Genomic DNA, 18,627 nt, shown 5'->3' on the forward strand with positions numbered 1-18,627 from the left:
GGGAGTTGACTGCGATGGCCTTGCTACAGCTGGAGCGCATCAGCGCACAGTATCCCGGCAGCCCTGCACCGGTGCTGGCGGACATTTCCCTGACCCTCGGGCCTCAGCAGTTGCTGGTTGCCCTCGGCCCGTCCGGCAGTGGCAAGACTTCGCTGTTGAACCTGATTGCCGGTTTCGTCGAACCCAGCGCCGGGCGCATCACTCTCGACGGCGTGCCAGTCAAAGGCCCGAGCGCCGAGCGCGGCGTGGTGTTCCAGGACGACGCATTGCTGCCCTGGCAGGATGTGCTGGCCAACGTGGCTTTCGGTCTGGAGCTGGCGGGTGTCGCCAAAGACAAACGCGAACAGCGCGCTCGTGAAATGCTCGCGCTGGTCGACCTCACAGGTTTTGAACACCGCCGAATCTGGCAACTTTCCGGCGGCCAGAAGCAGCGCGTCGGCCTGGCCCGCGCGCTCGCCGCCGACCCGCGCGTGCTGCTGATGGACGAACCCTTCGGCGCCCTCGACGCCTTCACCCGCGAGCAGATGCAGGAGCTGTTGCTGCAAGTCTGGCAGCGCACGGCCAAACCGGTGTTCCTGATTACCCACGACATCGAAGAAGCGGTGTTCCTCGCCACCGACCTGATTCTGCTGGCGCCGAATCCGGGGCAGATCGTCGAGCGTCTGCATCTGGATTTCGGTCAGCGCTACGCCGCCGGTGAGTCGGCGCGAGCGATCAAATCCGATCCGCGTTTTATCGAAACCCGCGAGCACGTGCTGAGCAAAGTGTTCTCGCAACGCAGCGCCGTACAACGGCAGGAGCGCGCATGAGCAGTTACGACGTTTCCGCCCCCGCAGTGAAAAGCCCATCGGTGGCGATTCCCGTGCGCCGCAGCCTCAGCACGCGGTGGATCAGCCTGCTGACCCTGTTCGCCTTGCTGGTGATCTGGTGGGCGGTGACCGCCACTGGTTTGATCGAACCGCTGTTCCTGCCACCACCCTCCGCCGTGCTGCAAAAAGGCTGGTTGCTCGCGACCACCGGTTACATGGATTCGACCCTGTGGCAGCACCTGGGCGCGAGCCTTAGCCGCATCGGTTTGGGCCTCGGTTTTGCGATTCTGACCGCAGTGCCGGTGGGCATTGCCATCGGTGCCAACCGCATTGCCCGTGGCGTGCTGGATCCGCTGATCGAGTTCTACCGGCCGATTCCTCCACTGGCTTATCTGCCACTGATCGTGATCTGGTGCGGCATTGGCGAGTTGTCGAAAGTGCTGCTGATCTACCTGGCGATTTTCGCGCCGATTGCCATCGCTACCGCGACCGGCGTGCGCACTGTCGACCCGGCGAAATTGCGCGCCGCGCAGTCGCTCGGTGCCACTCGCGCACAACTGATTCGCCATGTGATTTTGCCCAGCGCCCTGCCGGACATTCTCACCGGTGTGCGCATTGGTTTGGGCGTCGGCTGGTCGACCCTCGTCGCCGCTGAACTGATCGCCGCTACCAGCGGTTTGGGCTTCATGGTGCAGTCGGCCGCGCAATTTCTGGTCACCGATGTGGTGGTGCTGGGGATTCTGGTGATCGCCCTGATCGCCTTCGCCATGGAAATGGGCCTGCGTGCGCTGCAGCGCAAACTGGTGCCGTGGCACGGCCAGGCGCACTGAATAATTTATGAATCGTCCTGTGTAGGAGCTGCCGCAGGCTGCGATCTTTTGATCCTGATCTTTTAAAAACCAGATCAAAAGATCGCAGCCTGCGGCAGCTCCTACACAGGGTCGGTTATCCGGAATTGAAGAGAACCACCATGAGCAGCCTGACCATCACCCCCTTAAGCTCGGCCCTCGGCGCGCAGATCAGCGGCGTCGACGTCAGCCAGCCGTTGAACCTGGAACAGCGCGACGCCATCGAGCAGGCGCTGCTCAAGCATCAAGTGCTGTTCTTCCGCAACCAGCCGATCGAGCCTTCGCAACAGGCGCGTTTCGCCGCGTATTTTGGCGACCTGCACATTCACCCGATCTATCCGAACGTGCCGGAACAGCCCGAAGTGCTGATCCTCGACACCGCCGTCACCGACGTCCGTGACAACGCGATCTGGCACACCGACGTGACCTTCCTGCCGACCCCGGCGATGGGCGCGGTGCTCAGCGCCAAGTTGCTGCCGGAGTTTGGTGGCGACACCTTGTGGGCCAGCGGGATTGCCGCGTACGAAGCGCTGTCGGCGCCGATGAAAACCCTGCTCGAAGGGCTGACCGCGACCCACGACTTCACTCGCTCGTTTCCGCTGGAGCGTTACGGCAATACGCCAGAAGCGCTGGCGCAGTGGGAAGAGGCACGGCGCAAGAATCCACCGCTGTCGCACCCGGTGATCCGCACGCACCCGGTGAGCGGGCGCCGCTCGTTGTTCGTCAACGAAGGCTTCACCTCGAAGATCAACGAGTTGTCGGATACCGAGAGCGAGGCGATTCTGAAATTTCTGTTCGCCCACGCAACCCGCCCGGAATTCACCATTCGCTGGCGCTGGCAGCAGGACGACATTGCGTTTTGGGATAACCGCGTGACCCAGCATTACGCGGTGGATGATTACCGCCCGGCACGACGGGTGATGCAGCGGGCGACGGTGTTGGGGGATGTGCCGTTCTTCAGATAAGACCCGATTTCCTCGTTGTCTGAACTGACCCCTTCGCGGGCAAGCCCGCTCCCACAGGTACAGCACCGTTCACAGACTTTGTGTACGACTGGAATCCTGTGGGAGCGGGCTTGCCCGCGAAAGCGTCAATGCAGGCGCCAGATCAACCGGCGCCTGACAATTATTCCGCCGTCGAAGGCTTCTCCCACAGATTGATCCCGCCCTCCTGGGCAAAGCGGTCGATCTCCGCCAGTTCCTCGGCACTGAAGCTCAGGTTCTTCAACGCCCCGACGTTCTCGATGATCTGCTCCGGCCGGCTCGCGCCGATCAGCGCCGAGGTCACTCGCGGATCACGCAGGGTCCAGGCCAGCGCCAGTTGCGCCAGGCTCTGGCCGCGACGCTTGGCGATCTCGTTCAACGCACGCACGTGGGCAATGTTGGCCTCGGACAGGTGCGAAGCCTGCAGCGAACCGCCGCCCGGGCGATTGACCCGCGCATCCGCCGGCACGCCGTTGAGGTACTTGTCGGTCAGCAGACCTTGCGCCAGCGGCGTGAACGCAATGACGCCAGTGCCGAGCTCTTCGGTGGTGTCGAGCAGGTCTTTTTCCACCCAGCGATTGAGCAGGTTGTACGCTGGCTGATGAATCAGCAGCGGCACTTTCCACTCCTTGAGCAGCGCTGCCATTTCACGGGTTTTCACCCCTGAATACGACGAGATGCCGATGTACAACGCCTTGCCCTGCTGCACGGCGGTGGCGAGGGCGCTGGCAGTTTCTTCCAGCGGGGTGTCCGGGTCGAAGCGGTGCGAATAGAAGATATCCACGTAGTCCAGACCCAGGCGCTGCAGGCTCTGGTCGAGACTGGCCAGCACGTATTTGCGCGAACCGCCGCCCTGGCCGTACGGGCCAGGCCACATGTCCCAACCGGCCTTGCTCGAGATGATCAGCTCATCGCGGTACTGCTTGAAATCTTCACGCAACAAACGACCGAAATTGATCTCGGCGCTGCCGTACGGCGGGCCGTAGTTGTTGGCCAGGTCGAAGTGGTTGATCCCCAGGTCGAACGCGGTGCGCAGCAGGGCACGCTGGGTGTCGATCGGCGTGCTGTCGCCGAAGTTGTGCCACAGGCCCAACGACAACGCCGGCAGCACCAGACCGCTGCGGCCGACGCGGCGGTAAGGGATGGAGTCGTAGCGGTTTTCGGCAGCGGTGTAAGTCATCGAATCCTCTCTTGTTTGATTAACAGCAAATTGAGGGTGAATCCCAATTTTGTGGTGAGGGGATAAATCCCCTCACCACAGGGTGTTTACACAAATCTGTTTTGCGGTCGGGCAAGGCCCAGGTTCTCGCGCAAGGTCCGACCCTCATACTCGGTTCTGAACAACCCACGCCGTTGCAGTTCCGGCACCACGCCATGGGTGAAATCTTCCAGCCCGCCCGGCAGGTGCGGCACCAGCACATTGAAACCGTCCGCCGCGCCCTGTTCGAACCACGCCTGCAAGCGATCGGCGATCTGCGCCGGGGTGCCGACCAGGCTGTAATGCCCACGCCCACCGGCAATCCTGCGGCCCAATTCGGCGAGGGTCAGGTTCTCCCGGCCCGCCAGGTCAGTCAGCAATTTCTGCCGGCTCTGCTGGCCGCTGTCGGTCAGCGGTAACTCGGGCAACGGTCCGTCCAGCGGGTATTTCGACAAGTCGAAGTTGCCCAGCATACGCCCAAGCAACGCCACGCCAACCTCCGGCTCGACCAATTGCTGAAACGTTTCACATTTTTCCTGCGCTTCGGCTTCTGTCTGCCCGACGACGACAAACACCCCGGGCATGATTTTCAGTGAATCGGCACTGCGCCCGTATTTGGTCAGGCGTCCCTTGAGGTCGGCGTAGAACGCCTGCGCGCCGGCCAACGACGTCTGCGCGGTGAACACCACCTCAGCGGTTTGAGCCGCCAGTTCGCGCCCGGTTTCGGATGAACCGGCCTGCACGATCACCGGTTGTCCCTGCGGCGAGCGCGCCACGTTCAGCGGGCCTTTCACCCGAAAGTGTTCACCGACATGATCCAGCACATGCAGCTTCGCTGGGTCGTAATACGCGCCGCTGGCCTTGTCCCGCACGAAGGCATCGTCCTCCCAACTGTCCCACAGCCCGGTGACCACCTGATGAAACTCCCGGGCGCGGCTGTAGCGTTCGGCGTGGGCGATGTGCTCTTCGCGCCCGAAATTCAGCGCTTCGGCAGCGTTGTCCGAAGTCACCAGATTCCACCCCGCACGCCCGCCCGACAGATGATCAAGCGAGGCGAATTTGCGCGCCACGTGGTACGGCTCGTTGTAGCTGGTGGTCGCCGTGGCGATCAGGCCGATGTGTTCGGTGACGGCGCTCAGGGCCGAGAGCAGAGTCAGCGGCTCGAAGTGATCGGAGCGCGCCATGCGGCTGGCGATGGTCTGGGTCGGCGCGGCAACGCTGTCGGCGACGAACAGCGCATCGAACTTCGCCGCCTCGGCGATCTGCGCCAGACGCTTGTAGTGGGCGAAATCCAGCCCGGCATTGGCCGGCACCTGCGGGTGACGCCACGCGGCGACGTGGTGCCCGGTGGCCATGAGAAAGGCGCCGAGTTTCAGCTGTCTGCTCATCTCAGAAATCCTTGCGCAATTGCACGCCGAAGTAGCGCTCGTCATCCCGTGGCACGGCGCGGTAGATGTAGTTGCCGCCGCTGGCGAGCAGGGGTGAATAAGATTTGTCGGCGAGGTTCTTGCCCAGCAGCGCCACGCGCCAGCCGTTGCTGTAATCGGCGAGAGCGACGCTGGCGTTCCAGATGCCGTAGGCACCTTGTTTGGTGTCGGCGTTCTGACTGATGTCGTACTGCACCTCGCTCTGCCAGCTGTAGTCGGTGCCGAGTTCGATATCGAGGCCGTTGTCCAGCGGGATGCTGTAATCGGCGCGCACGTAGCTTTTCCAGTCGGGGCTGAACGGCAACGGCTTGCCATTGACGTTGCACGACGCCGCAGCCCCCGCCGGGCAGCTGAATTGGTCGATGCGCGCGCGGGTGTAGGCCAGCGCCCCGGAGAACTTCAGTTGCTGGGTCGCCTGCAAGGCGTAATCGAGTTCGACGCCTTCGGTGCTGACGCTGCCGGCGTTGATCAGACGCGTCACCACTTGCCCGGCGACCGTGTCGAAAAAGTTCGCCTGGTAGTTGTCGTAATCGCTGTGGAACACCGCGAGATTGGTGGTCAGCCGGTTGCTCCAGCTGGTGGCCTTGATCCCTGCCTCCCAGGTGTTCGAGGTTTCCGGCTTCAGCGCCTCGGTGTCACGCGGCTGCATGTTGAAGAACACGTTGTACGCCGGGCCTTTGTAGCCGCGCGAATAGGTCAGGTACGTGGTGACGGCATCACTGAGGTCGTACTGCACGCCAAGCCGGCCGGACCAGCCGTCCTCGTCCACCGAGCCGGAACTGCTGGTGGCCGGTTGAATGCCGCTGACCGTGGTCGCCGAGGTCGAGACGCGGCGGTGATCGTATTCCAGATCATCGTGGGTGTAGCGCAGGCCGGCGATGCCACGCAGGTCCGAAGTGAAGTTCAGCGTGGCTTCGCCAAATGCGGCGTAGCTGTCGCTGGTGGTGCTGTAATCGGCGACGCCACGGTCGGTGCGCGTGGTGGTGGTCAAGGTGCGCTGATAGGTCTCGTCGTCCTTGCCGTGCATATAGAACAGGCCACCGACGTACTCTAGGAATTCACCTTTCGGCGAGGCCAGGCGCAGCTCCTGCGAGTACTGATCGAAGGCCAGGGCGCCCTTGTCGGCGGTGCCGGGGAACGCCGGGGTGATCGTGCTCAGCCGATCGCCGTCCTGATACTGAGTGTTGTCCCAGCCGCGCCACGCGGTGATCGAGGTCAAGGTGTAATCGCCCAGTTGCCAGTCGAGCTGGCCGGACAGGCCTTTGTTGGTGTCCTCGACGTGAGTGCGGGTGTCGGTGTTGATGTCACGGTTGTGGCTGGTCGCGTTCACCGGGCTCAGCGCGTTGGCGAAGGCCGGGGTCAGCGATTTGCTGACGACGCCATTGGGGCCGTCGTCGTGGGACTGCATGTAGTCGGCGATCAGGGTGAAGGTCACGTCATCGTTCGGGGTGAATTCGAGTTTGCCGCGCACACCGCGATGGTTGTAGCCGTTGACCTCCTGGCCGTTGTGCTGGTTATCGACGTTGCCGTCGTAAGTGCCGAACAGGGTGCTGATCGAACCCTTGAGCGTGTCCGGTATCAGGCTGCCACCGATGCCGAAACGGGTGCGGCTTTCGTTACCGCTGTAGTACGACTGGTCGATGTAACCGTGGATCTCGTTGGTCGGCGCCTTGCTGGTGATGTTGAGCACACCGGCCGAGGCGTTCTTGCCGAACAGCGTGCCCTGCGGGCCACGCAGCACTTCGACGCGCTCCAGATCCAGCAGGTCGAGAGTCGATTGACCGGGACGCGCGTAGACCACGCCATCGATCACCGTGGCCACCGTTGGCTCGACGCCGGGGGAGGTGGAAATCGTACCGACGCCCCGCACGAACAACGAGGTGTCCTTGTTCGACGCACCGGTACGGAAATTCAGTGACGGCACCTGCTGGACGATGCTCGCCACGCCGTTACGGTTGTCGCGTTCCAGTTGTTCGCCATCGATCACCGAGACTGCCACCGGCACCTTTTGCAGTGACTCTTCACGGCGGGTGGCAGTGACCGTGACGGACTTGAGGGTTGGCTCCTGATCGCTGCTGTCGGCGGCGAAAGTATCGGCCAGGGGCAACGCCGCCAGCCCGGTAAAAATCCAGCCAGCGGCGCGAATCGATTGCGCCAGTTTGTGTGTCGCCCCAGGAATGTTGTGCATGGTTGCCCGCTCGAAATTGGCCCTGAACCGCTGCCGTTCTGCGACGACAGCGCCTGAATCGGTGTCTTGGGCATTCGCTCGAGCGAGTAGCAGACAAAGCGCTTTGTTAGCGCTAACATCGCCAGTATTGGCAAGCTGGGCATAGAGCGTCCAATACTGAAAAATTACTTTTATATGCGTTTTGGTTTTTAAGAGGGATCGAGCCTTGAGTCAGGAAAAGCCCCGCAAACGCCGTGGTGCCGGACGCGTGACCCTCAATGCGGTGGCGCGCGAGGCGGGGGTGTCGGCGATTACCGTGTCGCGCTATTTCAATCAACCGGAAACCGTCTCGCCGGAACGTCGCGAGCGAATTGCGGCGGTGGTGGCCGAGTTGGGATATGTGCCGAATCTGGTGGCCGGCGGGCTGGCCTCAGCGCGGGGGAGGATCGTCGGCATGGTGATCCCGAACATCTCCGGGCCGATCTTTGCCAACACCATTCAGGGCTTCAGCGACACCCTCAGCCGCCACGGTTATCAGTTGCTGCTGGCGTCGAGTTACTTCAGCACCGAGCAGGAAGAAAACGCCGTGCGCGCGTTTCTCGGCTGGTCGCCGGCAGCGCTGGTGCTGACCAGCCACTTTCACAGTTCGGGCACGGAAAAGATGATCGCCGAAGCGGATGTTCCGGTGATCGAAACCTGGGATTACCAGCCGGATCGCGAACCGATGCAGATCGGCTTTTCGCACTATGAGGTCGGCGTGACCGCTGCCCGTTATCTGCACGACAAAGGCTATCGCCGCATCGCCTTCGTGCAGAACAGCGCTCCCGGTGACCTCAGTGCCCTCGAACGCCGCGACGGTTACGCCGCGACCGTGCGCGGGTTCGGCCTTGAGCCGTGGGTTTTTGCCCCGGACGCCGACCGCGCGCCGTTCGAAGCCGGCAAGCAAGCGATGGAAGCGCTGATGAGCGCCGCTCCCCGCCCCGACGCGATTATCTTCGCCAACGACAACCTCGCCGCCGGCGGCCTGCTCGCCGGACAACGCGCCGGCCTCAAAATCCCCGAAGACTGCGCCGTGCTCGGCTTCGGCGATTACCCCTTCGCCGAAATGCTGCTGCCGAGCCTGAGCACGATCAAACCGCCGGCACTGGAGATTGGCGTACTGGCGGCAACACGGGTTTTGGAAAGCCTCGGGGTGTTGCCGAGCGATGATGTGCAGCGGCTGAACCTGCTGCAGTGCCAAATGATCGAGCGCGAAAGTACCTGACGCACATGCTTCTGTAGGAGCTGCCGCAGGCTGCGATCTTTTGATTCGGGCTTTTAAAAGCGAAAGATCGCAGCCTGCGGCAGCTCCTACAGGTTCTTGGTTATGCCAACGATTGAGCCTGGCTTGAATGGATGTGGACTGAATTGGCTATGCTCTAAAAAACACCGAGTTGGTCCTATCGCGAGCAGGCTCGCTCCCATAGGGATCTGCGGTGAACACGGAATCAGTGAACAATCGAGGTCCATTGTGGGAGCGAGCCTGCTCGCGATGAGGTCCCGCCAAACAACACATCCCTATCAGGCAGACCCCGATCATGCACACCGCCATCATCATCTTCTTCGGCCTGGTCCTGCTCGCCCTGATGCTCTACATCGGCGAGCGCATTGGCTTCAGCCGGCAGACGCTGGCCTACAGTTTCGCCGCGCTGTGGCTGGCGTTGACGGTGATCAATGGCGCGGTGGGGGTGGTGCATGCCGGGCAGCCGCTGGGGTCGGAAATCGCGGTGGGCAGTGCGGTGTTCGGGGTGCCGATGGCGGCGATGGTGTTGTTCATGGTGCTGAGCGCCGAGTCGTGAAACGTCCCGGCGCCCAGCCGCTGATCAACGCACCAGATGCAGGAACTGCATGTGGCGTTCATACTGGTCGAGGATGTCGTTGATGATCTGCTCCTTGGTGTAGCCCACCAGATCGTAGTCCTGACTGCCCTCGCTCAAGTGCACTTCAGCGCGGTAGTAGCGGCGGTTGTTCAGTTGCTTGGAACCCATGCCTCCGCGCGCAAACGACGGCGTGAAGTAGCCGCGCATCTGCACCTGGTAGACAAACGGATGCTGTTCGCCATGACCGATTTCCAGGCTGATGTTGTCGTGCGCCGGATCCGGCTGGGTGACCACGTTCAGGCCTTTCTCGGCGAACACTGCCGTCACCTCTTCGATCGCCGGCCGCACCGTGGTGTCCATGAAGCGGTACACCTCGTCGCGTGACGGGAAGTGCACGGCCTGGCTCAGACGCTGACGCCAGCCACCCTTGCCACGGCGTGAACCGGAGACCGGGGCCAGCGAATGCAACTGCGCGATCTGCTTCTGCGACTCCAGATAGAACGCCTTGTGCAGGCCCCACATCATCAGCAACAGGATCATCGAGAACGGCAGCGAGGTCAGCACCACCGCCGACTTCAGTGCATCGATGCTGCCGGAGAACAGCAGCGCACTGGTGATCAGCGCGGTCATCGCGCCCCAGAACACCCGCAGCCATTTCGGCCCGTCTTCGTCCGGGTTGCCGCCCTTGGCCGACAGGGTCGAGAGCACCACGGTGCCGGAGTCGGCCGAGGTGACGAAGAACACGAAGCTGATGAACACCGTCACCGCGATGACGGTCTTGCTCCACGGGTAGGTTTCCAGCAGCAGGTAAAGGCTCATCGACGGATTGTCGAGGGCCGACATCCCCAGTGCCGACATGCCGTGGTTGAGCACCTGATCGATGGCGCTGTTGCCGAAGATCGACATCCACGCCAGGGTGAAACCCAGCGGAATCAGCAGCACGCCGAAGACGAATTCACGGATGGTGCGGCCGCGGGAAATCCGTGCGATGAACAGGCCCACGAACGGCGACCATGCAATCCACCAGGCCCAGTAGAACACGGTCCAGCCGCCGAGCCAGTCGCTCGGTTTGTCGTAGGCGTAGAGATCGAAACTCTTCATCGGCAAGGCGCCGAGGTAATCGCCGAGGTTCTGGATCAAGGTATTGAGCAAGTGCTGGGTGGGGCCGGCGAACAGCACGAACAGTAGCAGCGCACAGGCCAGCAGCATGTTGATGTCGGACATCACCCGCACGCCTTTATCGACACCGGAGACGGCGACGATGATTGCCGCCCCCATCATCAGGGTGATCAGGCCGACCTGAATCCATTGGGTGTGAGCGATGCCGAACAGGTAGTCCAGACCGGAGTTGAGGTGCAGCACACCAAAACCCATGTCGGCACCCAGACCGAACACCGTGGCGATGATGCCGAAGCCGTCCACCGCGTAACCGATGGGGCCGTTGATGCGTTTGCCGATCAACGGGTACAGCGCCGAACGCAGTGCCAGCGGCAGGTTATGCCGGTAGGCGAAATAGGCCAGCGCCATGCCGACAAAGGCGAACACGCCCCAGCCGTGCAGGCCCCAGTGCAGAAACAGGATCTGCATCGCCTGGCGCGCCGCATCGGCGGTGCCGGCCTCGCCTTGTGGCGGTTGGGCCAGGTGCGTCAGTGGCTCGGATACGCAAAAGAAAAACAGCGTGATGCTGATCCCAGCGGCGAACAGCATGCCGGCCCAGGACAGATAACTGAATTCGGGTTCGTCGTGGTCGGCACCGAGTTTGATCTTGCCGTAGCCCGACAACGCGGTGACCACCACGAAGATCAGATACAGCGTCATTGCGAGCATGTAGTACCAGCCGACCGTGTTGGCCGCCCAGTTTTGTGCGGCCAGCAACCAGGCGCCGGCCTCTCGCGGCATGGCAATGACAACCAGACCAAACAGCAGAATGACCGTCGCGGCGAAGTAGAACACCGGCGGATTCATGCGTACCAGACCGCTGGCGGGGGTGGACGATGCACTCATGAAACGTGCACCTCGAGGGGTTGAAACGTGGCTGAAATGATCGGACTCAGCAAAGGCAAGCCTCCTGTTGTGAGCGGGCAGCGAACCACCGGTTTAACTTGAATGAACGTTCAAGTTAAACATGGATGGGGCGCTAAGGACTAATCGCACGGCCAAGCGGTAGTTTTCCTACGCTAGCTCAAGGAGGGGTATGACGCGGGTTTGCGGGGATTCGTTCAGTAGAAAATTGGCTGATGGCCATTATTCAAACAAGGCCTGTCACTGCGTCAGCGGTGCAGCACATATTGCCCGGTAAACCTGACGGCATCTTCATCGCTCGCAGCGTTGACGATGCGCGTGTTCAGGGTCAGGCGAGCGCGTCCGTAGCGCCGGTACATCGTCAGAAACTTCTTCCACACCGCTGCATCCGGCGCCGGGCAGATCGCCGTGGCGTCCTCGGTGACGGGAAGCGGATAGCTGATTTGCCCTTCCTGAATCACGATGTGCCCGTCATCGATGCCTTCTTCCTTGAGCCGCAAGTGCAACCAGCCCCAACCGGCCAGAACCGCGCCGCAATAGAGGCTACCGCCGAACATCGTGCTCTTGTGATTGATGTTGGCCTCCAGCGGCAGGCGCAGGCGCAATTGCTGCTCATGCCAGTCGAGTACCGTGAGGCCCATGTCCCGGGTCAGGGGAATGTCGTGGTGCAGGATCGATTGCAGGTAAGCAGCGTCGCGGCTCATTCGTTTTCGTCTCCATGGCTGGCGCTGTCAGCGAAATTCAAGCCGTGCTTGCGCAGCTTGTCGTGCAGGGTCTTGCGCGGAATGCCCAAGGCCTCGGCGAGGCTGCGTACCGAGTTGTGCGAGCGTGCGAGTTCGGCAGCAATCAGCGACTTCTCGAAATTCTCCACTTGCTCGCTCAGGCCGCCGTCGAGCACTTGCACGCGGCTGTCGGCGTTGGTGCTCGCCTGATTGTCGTCCAGCGCCAGTTCCAGGCCGAGGGCGAAACGTTCAGCCGCATTCTGCAGCTCGCGCACGTTGCCGGGCCAAGGGTGGCGCAGCAGCAGCGCCCGTTGCGCCGGTTGCAGTTCGTGGGGCGGCAGACCATGGCGGGCGCTGGCTTCGTCAGCGTAATGCTGGAACAGCACCAGCGCGTCTTCGCCGCGTTCGCGCAGTGGCGGAATGCGTAGCGGCGCGACGTTGAGGCGGTAATACAGGTCGGCGCGAAAGCGACCCTGATCGGCCGCCTGACGCAGGTCTTCCTTGGTCGCGGCGATGACACGGATGTCCAACGGGATCAACTGATTGCCACCCAGCCGTTCGACCACGCGCTCTTGCAGCATGCGCAGCAGTTTTACCTGCACGTCCATGCTCATGCTTTCGATTTCATCAAGGAACAGTGTGCCGCCGTTGGCGAATTCGAACTTGCCGATCCGGCGTTTCTGCGCGCCGGTGAAGGCACCCGGTTCATGCCCGAACAGTTCGCTTTCGACCACCGATTCGGCCAGTGCCCCGGCGTTGATCGCCACGAACGGGCCGTTGCGCCGGCTCGACAAGTCGTGCAGCGCCCGGGCCACGACTTCTTTGCCGGCACCGGTTTCACCAAGGATCAACACGTCGGCCTTGGTCGCGGCCAGCGCGCCGATCTGCTCGCGCAGGCGCAGCATCGGCGCCGAATGGCCGACCAGTCGCGCGCTCAATTCGTTGCGGTCGCTCAGGGCCAGGCGCAGGCTGCGGTTGTCCAGTACCAGTCGGCGCAGGGCCAGGGCACGGCGCACACTGTCGAGCAGGGCATCGCTGGCGAACGGCTTTTCCAGAAAGTCATAGGCGCCGGCCCGCATCGCCTGCACCGCCAGCGGCACATCGCCGTGACCGGTGATCAGTAGCACCGGCAGCTCGGGATCCTGCGCATGCAGTTCGCTGAGCAATTCCAGTCCGTCCATGCCCGGCATGCGGATGTCGCTGACCACTACGCCGGGCCAGTCACGCTCCAGTTGTGCGGCCAGGCCTTTGGCTTCGGACAGCGGAAGGATTTTCAGGCCGGCCAGATCCAGTGTCTGACCGAGGGCCTGACGCAGGTGCGGATCGTCGTCGATCAGCACTACCTGAATGCGATTGTCGATGGTCATGCACTTCGATCCTCGGACGGTTGCAGGCTGACCCCGGGCGCGCCGGCGCGCAGGCGCAGGGTAATCAAGGCGCCACCTTGCTTGTGGTTGGCAAACGACAGTTCACCGCCGAAGGCGCGCATCAGGGTTTCACAGATTGCCAGGCCCAGACCAAGGCCTTGAGTGCGGGTCTTGGTGGTGTAAAAAGGCTCGCTGGCGCGACCGAGGGCTTCCATGCAGAAGCCCGGGCCGTTGTCGCGAATGTACAGATTGACGCCCTCGGCGGTGGATTCGGCACTCAGCCACAGTTTGCGCGGCGGGCCTTTTTCGGTGAGGGCGTCCAGCGCGTTGGCGAGCAGGTTGCCGAGCACCTGACGCAGGCGGGTTTCCCCGGCCTCGACCCACAGCGTAGCGGCGGGCAGATCGCGAATCAGTTCGACCTCCATGCTGCGGCGCCGCTTGGCCAGCAACGCCAACGCATCGTCCAGCGCCGGTTGCAGGGCGACGCTCTCCGGCGCGTGGCGATCACGGCGGGCGAACGCTCGCAGGTGGGCGATGATCGAAGCCATGCGCCCGGTCAGTTCGCTGATCAGTTTGAGGTTGCCACGGGCGTCGTCGGTGCGTTGATGATCGAGCAGCACTTCGGCGTTTTCGGCGTAGCTGCGGATCGCCGCCAGCGGTTGATTGAGTTCGTGGCTGATGCTCGCTGACATTGTCCCCAGTGCCGACAGCTTGCCGGCCTGGACCAGATCGTCCTGGGCGCGCACCAGCTCCTGCTGGGCCTGTTCACGCTCCAGCACTTCTTCCTTGAGGCGCCGGTTGAGGCCTTCGAGGTCGCTGGTCCGTTCAGCGACCCGGCCTTCCAGTTCACGTCGCGCCTTGGCCTCGAAAGCGATGCGCTCCAGATAATGGCGACGGCGCTGCATCATCAGGCCAAGCAGCAACATCACCACCAGCAGGGTGGCGCCACCAATGGCCACGACGGTGCGCACCGGGCGGTCGATGAGGGTGCGCGGGGCGAGAATGCTCACGCTCCAGCCGGTTTCCGCGATGTCGTGGGTCTGGATCAGCCACGCGCTGGGGCTGAGGTTCAACGGGCGCGGCTCGCGGGTCGGGTAGGGCTGGATCGCGGTGATGGCAGCGCGCTCGCTGTCGCTGAGGACGCGGGTCGAACGAAAGCGCCATTCCGGGCGCGAGGTGAGGATCACCACGCCGTTGTGGTCGGTCACCAGCAGTTGTTCCGGGGTTTTGCCCCAGAGGCTTTCGGTATGGTCCAGGTCGACCTTGATCACCAGCACGCCGATGATCTTTTCGCCGTTGCGCACTGCCGCCGCGAAGAAGTAACCGCGCTTGGCCGACGTGGTGCCCAGGCCGAAGAAGCGTCCGAGGCGTCCGGCCATCGCTTCGCTGAAATACGGCCGGAAGGAGAAGTTGCGCCCAACGAAACTGTCATGTTTGTCCCAGTTTGAGGCCGCCAGCGTCTGGCCGCTGGTGTCCATCAGGTACATGACTTCGGCGCCGGTCTGGGCGGCGATGTTTTTCAGCAGGCGATTGGCATTGCCCTGGGTGACGCCGTCGTCCGGTGCACCGAGCACGGCGCGCAGCGCCGGCAGGTCGCCGAGAATCTGCGGTAATACTTCGTAACGGTGCAGGGTGCCCAGCAGGTTGGCGACGTAGAGGTCGAGGGTCTGGCGGTTCTGCCCGGCCAGTTCACTGCGGTAATAGCGCTCGGCAAGATGTTCCAGCGGCCACAGCAGCGGTGCCAGACATAGGGCCAGCAGGGCGAGGCTGCGCCAACGGGGACGCCGGGGTTGGGTTGGTTTCATGAGCGTGCGCCTGTGGGTACAGGCGCATTATGCCTAGGCTTGCCGGGCAAGACACTCATGCAGCGCGGTTTGCCAGTCGGGCTGACTGACGCCCCATTCGCGTTGCAAACGACTGCAATCCAGACGCGAGTTCAATGGCCGGGCGGCAGGCGTCGGATAGTCGCTGGAGGGAATCGGCAGCAGCGTTGCGCAAGGCTTGCCTTGTTCACGCAGCGCGTTGCCGATGGCCTGGGCGAAGCCGAACCAGGATGTCTCACCTTGTGCGGTCAAATGGTAGGTGCCCCAGGCCCCCGGCTGACCGGCTTGCCAGCGCTCGATCAGTGCGCGGGTACTGCGGGCGATGCTACCGGCCCAGGTCGGCGCTCCGATCTGATCGGCGACGACCCGCAACTCGGGTTTTTCCTGAAGCAGGCGCTGCATGGTCAACAGGAAATTGCGGCCATGGGTCGAATAGACCCAACTGGTGCGCAGGATCAGATGTTGTTCATGAACGGCGGCAATGGCTTGCTCGCCGGCCAGCTTGCTTGCACCGTAGACGCCCAGCGGATTGGGCGCGTCGGACTCGACATAAGGCTCGTGCTTGCTGCCGTCGAATACGTAGTCGGTGGAGTAATGAATCAGCGGAACGCCCAGCGAGGCGGCTTCTTCGGCCAGGATGCCGGGGCCGGTCGCGTTGATGGCGAACGCCAGCTCCGGTTCGCTCTGTGCCTGATCGACGGCGGTATGCGCCGCTGCGTTGATGATCAGATCAGGCGCGACTTGCCTGACATGCTGGCGAATTTGCGCCGGTTGCGCGAGGTCGAGGCGGTCGCGCCCCAGTACCACCAGGCTGCCGAGACCGGCCAGGCTCGCCTGCAACTCCTGCGAGACCTGTCCATTGCGACCACAGATAAGGATTTTCATGGGAACAGGTCGGCCTCTTGCAGGCTTTTGCCGTCCTGATCCTTGGCAGACAGCTTCGGCGCTTCCTGCAATTGCCAGTCGATGGCCAATGTCGGGTCATCCCAGCGAATGCTGCGTTCGGCCGACGGCGTGTAGTAGTCGGTGGTCTTGTAGAGAAACTCGGCCACCTCGCTCAGCACGACGAAACCGTGGGCAAAGCCTTCCGGAACCCAGAGCTGACGATGGTTGTCGGCGGACAGGCGTACGGCGACCCATTTGCCGAAATTCGGCGAACTGCGGCGGATGTCCACGGCCACATCCAGCACTTCCCCTACGGTCACCCGTACCAGTTTCCCCTGGGTGTTTTCCAGCTGATAGTGCAGGCCTCGCAACACGCCTTTTTGCGAACGCGAGTGGTTGTCCTGGACGAACCGGGCGTTTACTCCCGTCGCTTCAGCGAACGCCCTGGCATTGAAGCTTTCATAGAAAAAACCGCGCTCGTCACCGAATACCTTCGGCTCGATGATCACGACACCCGGCAGGCCGGTTTCAATGACATTCATTGGTGGTCTCCGGCAATCGAGAACAGGTACTGGCCATATCCGGTCTTGCCGAAATACTGGGCGCGTTCGAGCAGGTAATCGCGAGTGATCCAGCCGTTCTGATAAGCGATTTCTTCCAGGCACGCGACCTTCAGGCCCTGCCGGTGTTCGATCGTCTGCACGTACTGAGAGGCCTCCAGCAGGCTGTCATGGGTGCCGGTATCCAGCCATGCGAATCCGCGACCGAAGCGCTCGACCTGCAGATCGCCTCGCTGCAGATAGGCATTGTTCACGTCGGTGATTTCCAGTTCGCCACGGGGCGAGGGTTTGACCGCCTTGGCAATCCTGATCACATCGTTGTCGTAGAAATACAGCCCGGTGACGGCGTAGCTGGACTTTGGTTTCGCCGGTTTTTCTTCAATGGACAGCGCGCGCCCCTCGCTGTCGAAATCGATCACGCCGAAACGCTCCGGATCCTTGACCCAGTAGCCGAATACGGTTGCGCCCGCCTTTTGCTGGGCAGCCTTCTTCAACTGCTCGCCGAAATACTGGCCATGGAAAATGTTGTCGCCGAGGATCAGGCAAACCGGATCGTTACCGATAAACTGCTCGCCGATCAGAAAGGCCTGGGCGAGGCCGTCCGGGGACGGTTGTTCGGCATAACTGAACGACACGCCGAACTGGCTCCCGTCGCCCAGCAGATTGCGATATTGCGGCAGATCCTGGGGGGTGGAAATCACCAGGATGTCCTTGATGCCGGCCAGCATCAGTACCGAGATCGGGTAATAGATCATCGGTTTGTCGTAGACCGGCAACAGCTGTTTCGATACACCCAGTGTGATCGGATGCAACCGCGTACCGGAGCCACCGGCCAGAACTATTCCTTTCATCATGCGTGCAGATCCTTGATATCCGTGAAACCGAGGCGTTCGCCCTGGTAGCTGCCGTCCTGGACACGAGCACACCACTGGAGGTTGTCCAGATACCATTGGACGGTCTTGCGCAGTCCGCTCTCGAAGGTTTCTTCCGGCACCCAGCCAAGCTCGCGTTCGATTTTGCCGGCGTCGATCGCATAACGCAGATCATGGCCGGGACGATCCTCGACGTACGTGATCAGGTCGGCGAACCGGGCGACGCCTTGCGGTTTGTGCGGGGCGAGCTCTTCGAGCAGCGCGCAGATGCCGTTTACCACGTCGATATTCTTCTGCTCGTTGTGGCCGCCAATGTTGTAGGTTTCGCCAACCACGCCTTCGGTGACCACCTTGAGCAGTGCCCGCGCATGATCGTCGACGAACAGCCAGTCACGTACCTGCTGGCCATTGCCGTACACCGGCAGCGGTTTGCCTGCCAGGGCATTGAGGATCATCAGTGGAATCAGTTTTTCCGGGAAGTGATACGGCCCGTAGTTGTTCGAGCAGTTGGTCAGCAGGACCGGCAAGCCATAGGTGCGCTGCCAGGCGCGGACCAGGTGGTCGGACGCGGCCTTGCTCGCGGAGTAAGGCGAACTCGGCGCATAAGGCGTGTTTTCGGTGAAGAGGTCATCGACGCCATGCAGGTCGCCATAGACCTCGTCGGTGGAGATATGGTGAAAGCGGAAAGCGCTTTTGCGCGGCTCGCTCAGCCCTGACCAGTAGGCTCGGGCCGCTTCCAGCAGGCTGTAAGTGCCGACGATGTTGGTCTGGATGAATTCCGACGGACCGTCAATGGAGCGGTCGACATGGGATTCGGCAGCCAGGTGCATGATCGCATGAGGCTGGAAGCGCTGCAGGATGGCGCTCACCGTGGGCTGGTCGACGATGTCGGCCTGGACGAATTCGTAACGACTGTTGTCGGCGATGCTGGTCAGGGACTCCAGATTGCCGGCATAGGTCAGTTTGTCGAGGTTAAGCACCTCGTGGTCAGTGTTGCGAATCAGATGGCGAACCAGTGCGGAGCCAATGAAACCGGCACCACCGGTGATGAGAATACGCATGCAGGTTGGCCTTTTTCCGTAAGA

At 62.2% G+C, this 18,627-nt stretch carries 16 protein-coding genes; 5 read left to right on the plus strand and 11 right to left on the minus strand.

Annotation, left to right across the window (positions count from 1 at the left end):
- The first annotated feature begins 14 nt into the window (after positions 1 to 14).
- From tauB to tauD, 3 genes are all read left to right on the plus strand, one after another.
- A complete protein-coding gene (tauB, locus tag DBR18_RS14240; protein ID WP_108590791.1) occupies positions 15 to 809 on the plus strand; it encodes a taurine ABC transporter ATP-binding subunit in 795 nt (264 codons plus the stop codon).
- Positions 806 to 1,639: a taurine ABC transporter permease TauC gene (gene tauC, locus DBR18_RS14245; RefSeq protein ID WP_007964710.1), complete on the plus strand. Its 834-nt coding sequence runs from the start codon at positions 806 to 808 to the stop codon at positions 1,637 to 1,639. The genes tauB and tauC overlap by 4 nt, the downstream gene beginning before the upstream one ends.
- Positions 1,640 to 1,779: 140 nt before the next feature.
- On the plus strand, positions 1,780 to 2,622 hold the full coding sequence (tauD, locus tag DBR18_RS14250) for a taurine dioxygenase (RefSeq protein WP_108590792.1): 843 nt from the start codon (positions 1,780 to 1,782) through the stop codon (positions 2,620 to 2,622).
- A 160-nt stretch (positions 2,623 to 2,782) separates the two neighbouring features.
- Here the strand turns inward: tauD and mgrA are convergent, their stop codons facing one another.
- The 3 genes from mgrA to DBR18_RS14265 all read right to left on the minus strand — a co-directional run bounded on the left by mgrA (position 2,783) and on the right by DBR18_RS14265 (position 7,453).
- Positions 2,783 to 3,820, minus strand: a complete 1,038-nt coding sequence (mgrA, locus tag DBR18_RS14255; protein ID WP_108590793.1) for an L-glyceraldehyde 3-phosphate reductase — start codon at positions 3,818 to 3,820, stop codon at positions 2,783 to 2,785.
- 86 nt (positions 3,821 to 3,906) lie between these two features.
- Complete coding sequence (locus DBR18_RS14260; RefSeq protein ID WP_108590794.1) at positions 3,907 to 5,226, minus strand: LLM class flavin-dependent oxidoreductase; 1,320 nt, start codon at positions 5,224 to 5,226, stop codon at positions 3,907 to 3,909.
- Between the two features lies 1 nt (position 5,227).
- On the minus strand, positions 5,228 to 7,453 hold the full coding sequence (locus DBR18_RS14265) for a TonB-dependent receptor (protein WP_108590795.1): 2,226 nt from the start codon (positions 7,451 to 7,453) through the stop codon (positions 5,228 to 5,230).
- A 205-nt stretch (positions 7,454 to 7,658) separates the two neighbouring features.
- On the opposite strand from DBR18_RS14265, the gene DBR18_RS14270 reads away from it, so the two are divergent.
- Together DBR18_RS14270 and DBR18_RS14275 are read left to right on the plus strand one after the other, a co-directional pair.
- Complete coding sequence (locus tag DBR18_RS14270; protein ID WP_108590796.1) at positions 7,659 to 8,696, plus strand: LacI family DNA-binding transcriptional regulator; 1,038 nt, start codon at positions 7,659 to 7,661, stop codon at positions 8,694 to 8,696.
- Positions 8,697 to 9,009: 313 nt separating this feature from the next.
- Entirely contained in the window at positions 9,010 to 9,270 is a 261-nt protein-coding gene (locus tag DBR18_RS14275; protein WP_025110994.1) for a hypothetical protein, read from the plus strand.
- A 24-nt stretch (positions 9,271 to 9,294) separates the two neighbouring features.
- On the opposite strand, the gene betT is transcribed toward DBR18_RS14275, so the two are convergent.
- From betT to rfbB, 8 genes are all read right to left on the minus strand, one after another.
- Positions 9,295 to 11,256, minus strand: a complete 1,962-nt coding sequence (gene betT, locus DBR18_RS14280) for a choline transporter BetT (protein ID WP_177482389.1) — start codon at positions 11,254 to 11,256, stop codon at positions 9,295 to 9,297.
- Positions 11,257 to 11,561: 305 nt separating this feature from the next.
- Positions 11,562 to 12,017 carry a thioesterase domain-containing protein gene (locus tag DBR18_RS14285; RefSeq protein ID WP_108590798.1) on the minus strand — a complete coding sequence of 152 codons (456 nt, stop codon included), beginning with the start codon at positions 12,015 to 12,017 and terminating at the stop codon, positions 11,562 to 11,564.
- Positions 12,014 to 13,402 carry a sigma-54 dependent transcriptional regulator gene (locus tag DBR18_RS14290; RefSeq protein WP_108590799.1) on the minus strand — a complete coding sequence of 463 codons (1,389 nt, stop codon included), beginning with the start codon at positions 13,400 to 13,402 and terminating at the stop codon, positions 12,014 to 12,016. Before DBR18_RS14290 ends, DBR18_RS14285 begins: the two co-directional genes overlap by 4 nt.
- Positions 13,399 to 15,207 (minus strand): ATP-binding protein, encoded by a 1,809-nt coding sequence (locus DBR18_RS14295; protein WP_108590800.1) that lies wholly within the window; start codon positions 15,205 to 15,207, stop codon positions 13,399 to 13,401. The genes DBR18_RS14290 and DBR18_RS14295 overlap by 4 nt, the downstream gene beginning before the upstream one ends.
- A gap of 33 nt (positions 15,208 to 15,240) precedes the next feature.
- The gene (rfbD, locus tag DBR18_RS14300) at positions 15,241 to 16,110 is read right to left on the minus strand and encodes a dTDP-4-dehydrorhamnose reductase (RefSeq protein ID WP_108590801.1); all 870 of its coding nucleotides are present in this window, start codon (positions 16,108 to 16,110) and stop codon (positions 15,241 to 15,243) included.
- Positions 16,107 to 16,652 (minus strand): dTDP-4-dehydrorhamnose 3,5-epimerase, encoded by a 546-nt coding sequence (gene rfbC, locus DBR18_RS14305; RefSeq protein ID WP_108590802.1) that lies wholly within the window; start codon positions 16,650 to 16,652, stop codon positions 16,107 to 16,109. Before rfbC ends, rfbD begins: the two co-directional genes overlap by 4 nt.
- Positions 16,649 to 17,524, minus strand: a complete 876-nt coding sequence (rfbA, locus tag DBR18_RS14310; protein WP_108590803.1) for a glucose-1-phosphate thymidylyltransferase RfbA — start codon at positions 17,522 to 17,524, stop codon at positions 16,649 to 16,651. Before rfbA ends, rfbC begins: the two co-directional genes overlap by 4 nt.
- A complete protein-coding gene (gene rfbB, locus DBR18_RS14315; protein WP_108590804.1) occupies positions 17,521 to 18,603 on the minus strand; it encodes a dTDP-glucose 4,6-dehydratase in 1,083 nt (360 codons plus the stop codon). Before rfbB ends, rfbA begins: the two co-directional genes overlap by 4 nt.
- Between the last annotated feature and the right edge of the window lie 24 nt (positions 18,604 to 18,627).

This window comes from Pseudomonas sp. HMWF021 (assembly GCF_003061005.1).
GTDB lineage: Bacteria > Pseudomonadota > Gammaproteobacteria > Pseudomonadales > Pseudomonadaceae > Aquipseudomonas.

What these genes read in the sequence shown, in the direction of transcription:
- tauB (WP_108590791.1), top strand. Translation starts at nt 15, where the DNA reads ATGGCCTTGCTACAGCTGGAGCGCATCAGCGCACAGTATCCCGGCAGC.
- tauC (WP_007964710.1), top strand. Translation starts at nt 806, where the DNA reads ATGAGCAGTTACGACGTTTCCGCCCCCGCAGTGAAAAGCCCATCGGTG.
- tauD (WP_108590792.1), top strand. Translation starts at nt 1,780, where the DNA reads ATGAGCAGCCTGACCATCACCCCCTTAAGCTCGGCCCTCGGCGCGCAG.
- mgrA (WP_108590793.1), bottom strand. Translation starts at nt 3,820, where the DNA reads ATGACTTACACCGCTGCCGAAAACCGCTACGACTCCATCCCTTACCGC.
- DBR18_RS14260 (WP_108590794.1), bottom strand. Translation starts at nt 5,226, where the DNA reads ATGAGCAGACAGCTGAAACTCGGCGCCTTTCTCATGGCCACCGGGCAC.
- DBR18_RS14265 (WP_108590795.1), bottom strand. Translation starts at nt 7,453, where the DNA reads ATGCACAACATTCCTGGGGCGACACACAAACTGGCGCAATCGATTCGC.
- DBR18_RS14275 (WP_025110994.1), top strand. Translation starts at nt 9,010, where the DNA reads ATGCACACCGCCATCATCATCTTCTTCGGCCTGGTCCTGCTCGCCCTG.
- betT (WP_177482389.1), bottom strand. Translation starts at nt 11,256, where the DNA reads ATGAATCCGCCGGTGTTCTACTTCGCCGCGACGGTCATTCTGCTGTTT.
- DBR18_RS14285 (WP_108590798.1), bottom strand. Translation starts at nt 12,017, where the DNA reads ATGAGCCGCGACGCTGCTTACCTGCAATCGATCCTGCACCACGACATT.
- DBR18_RS14290 (WP_108590799.1), bottom strand. Translation starts at nt 13,402, where the DNA reads ATGACCATCGACAATCGCATTCAGGTAGTGCTGATCGACGACGATCCG.
- DBR18_RS14295 (WP_108590800.1), bottom strand. Translation starts at nt 15,207, where the DNA reads ATGAAACCAACCCAACCCCGGCGTCCCCGTTGGCGCAGCCTCGCCCTG.
- rfbD (WP_108590801.1), bottom strand. Translation starts at nt 16,110, where the DNA reads ATGAAAATCCTTATCTGTGGTCGCAATGGACAGGTCTCGCAGGAGTTG.
- rfbC (WP_108590802.1), bottom strand. Translation starts at nt 16,652, where the DNA reads ATGAATGTCATTGAAACCGGCCTGCCGGGTGTCGTGATCATCGAGCCG.
- rfbA (WP_108590803.1), bottom strand. Translation starts at nt 17,524, where the DNA reads ATGATGAAAGGAATAGTTCTGGCCGGTGGCTCCGGTACGCGGTTGCAT.
- rfbB (WP_108590804.1), bottom strand. Translation starts at nt 18,603, where the DNA reads ATGCGTATTCTCATCACCGGTGGTGCCGGTTTCATTGGCTCCGCACTG.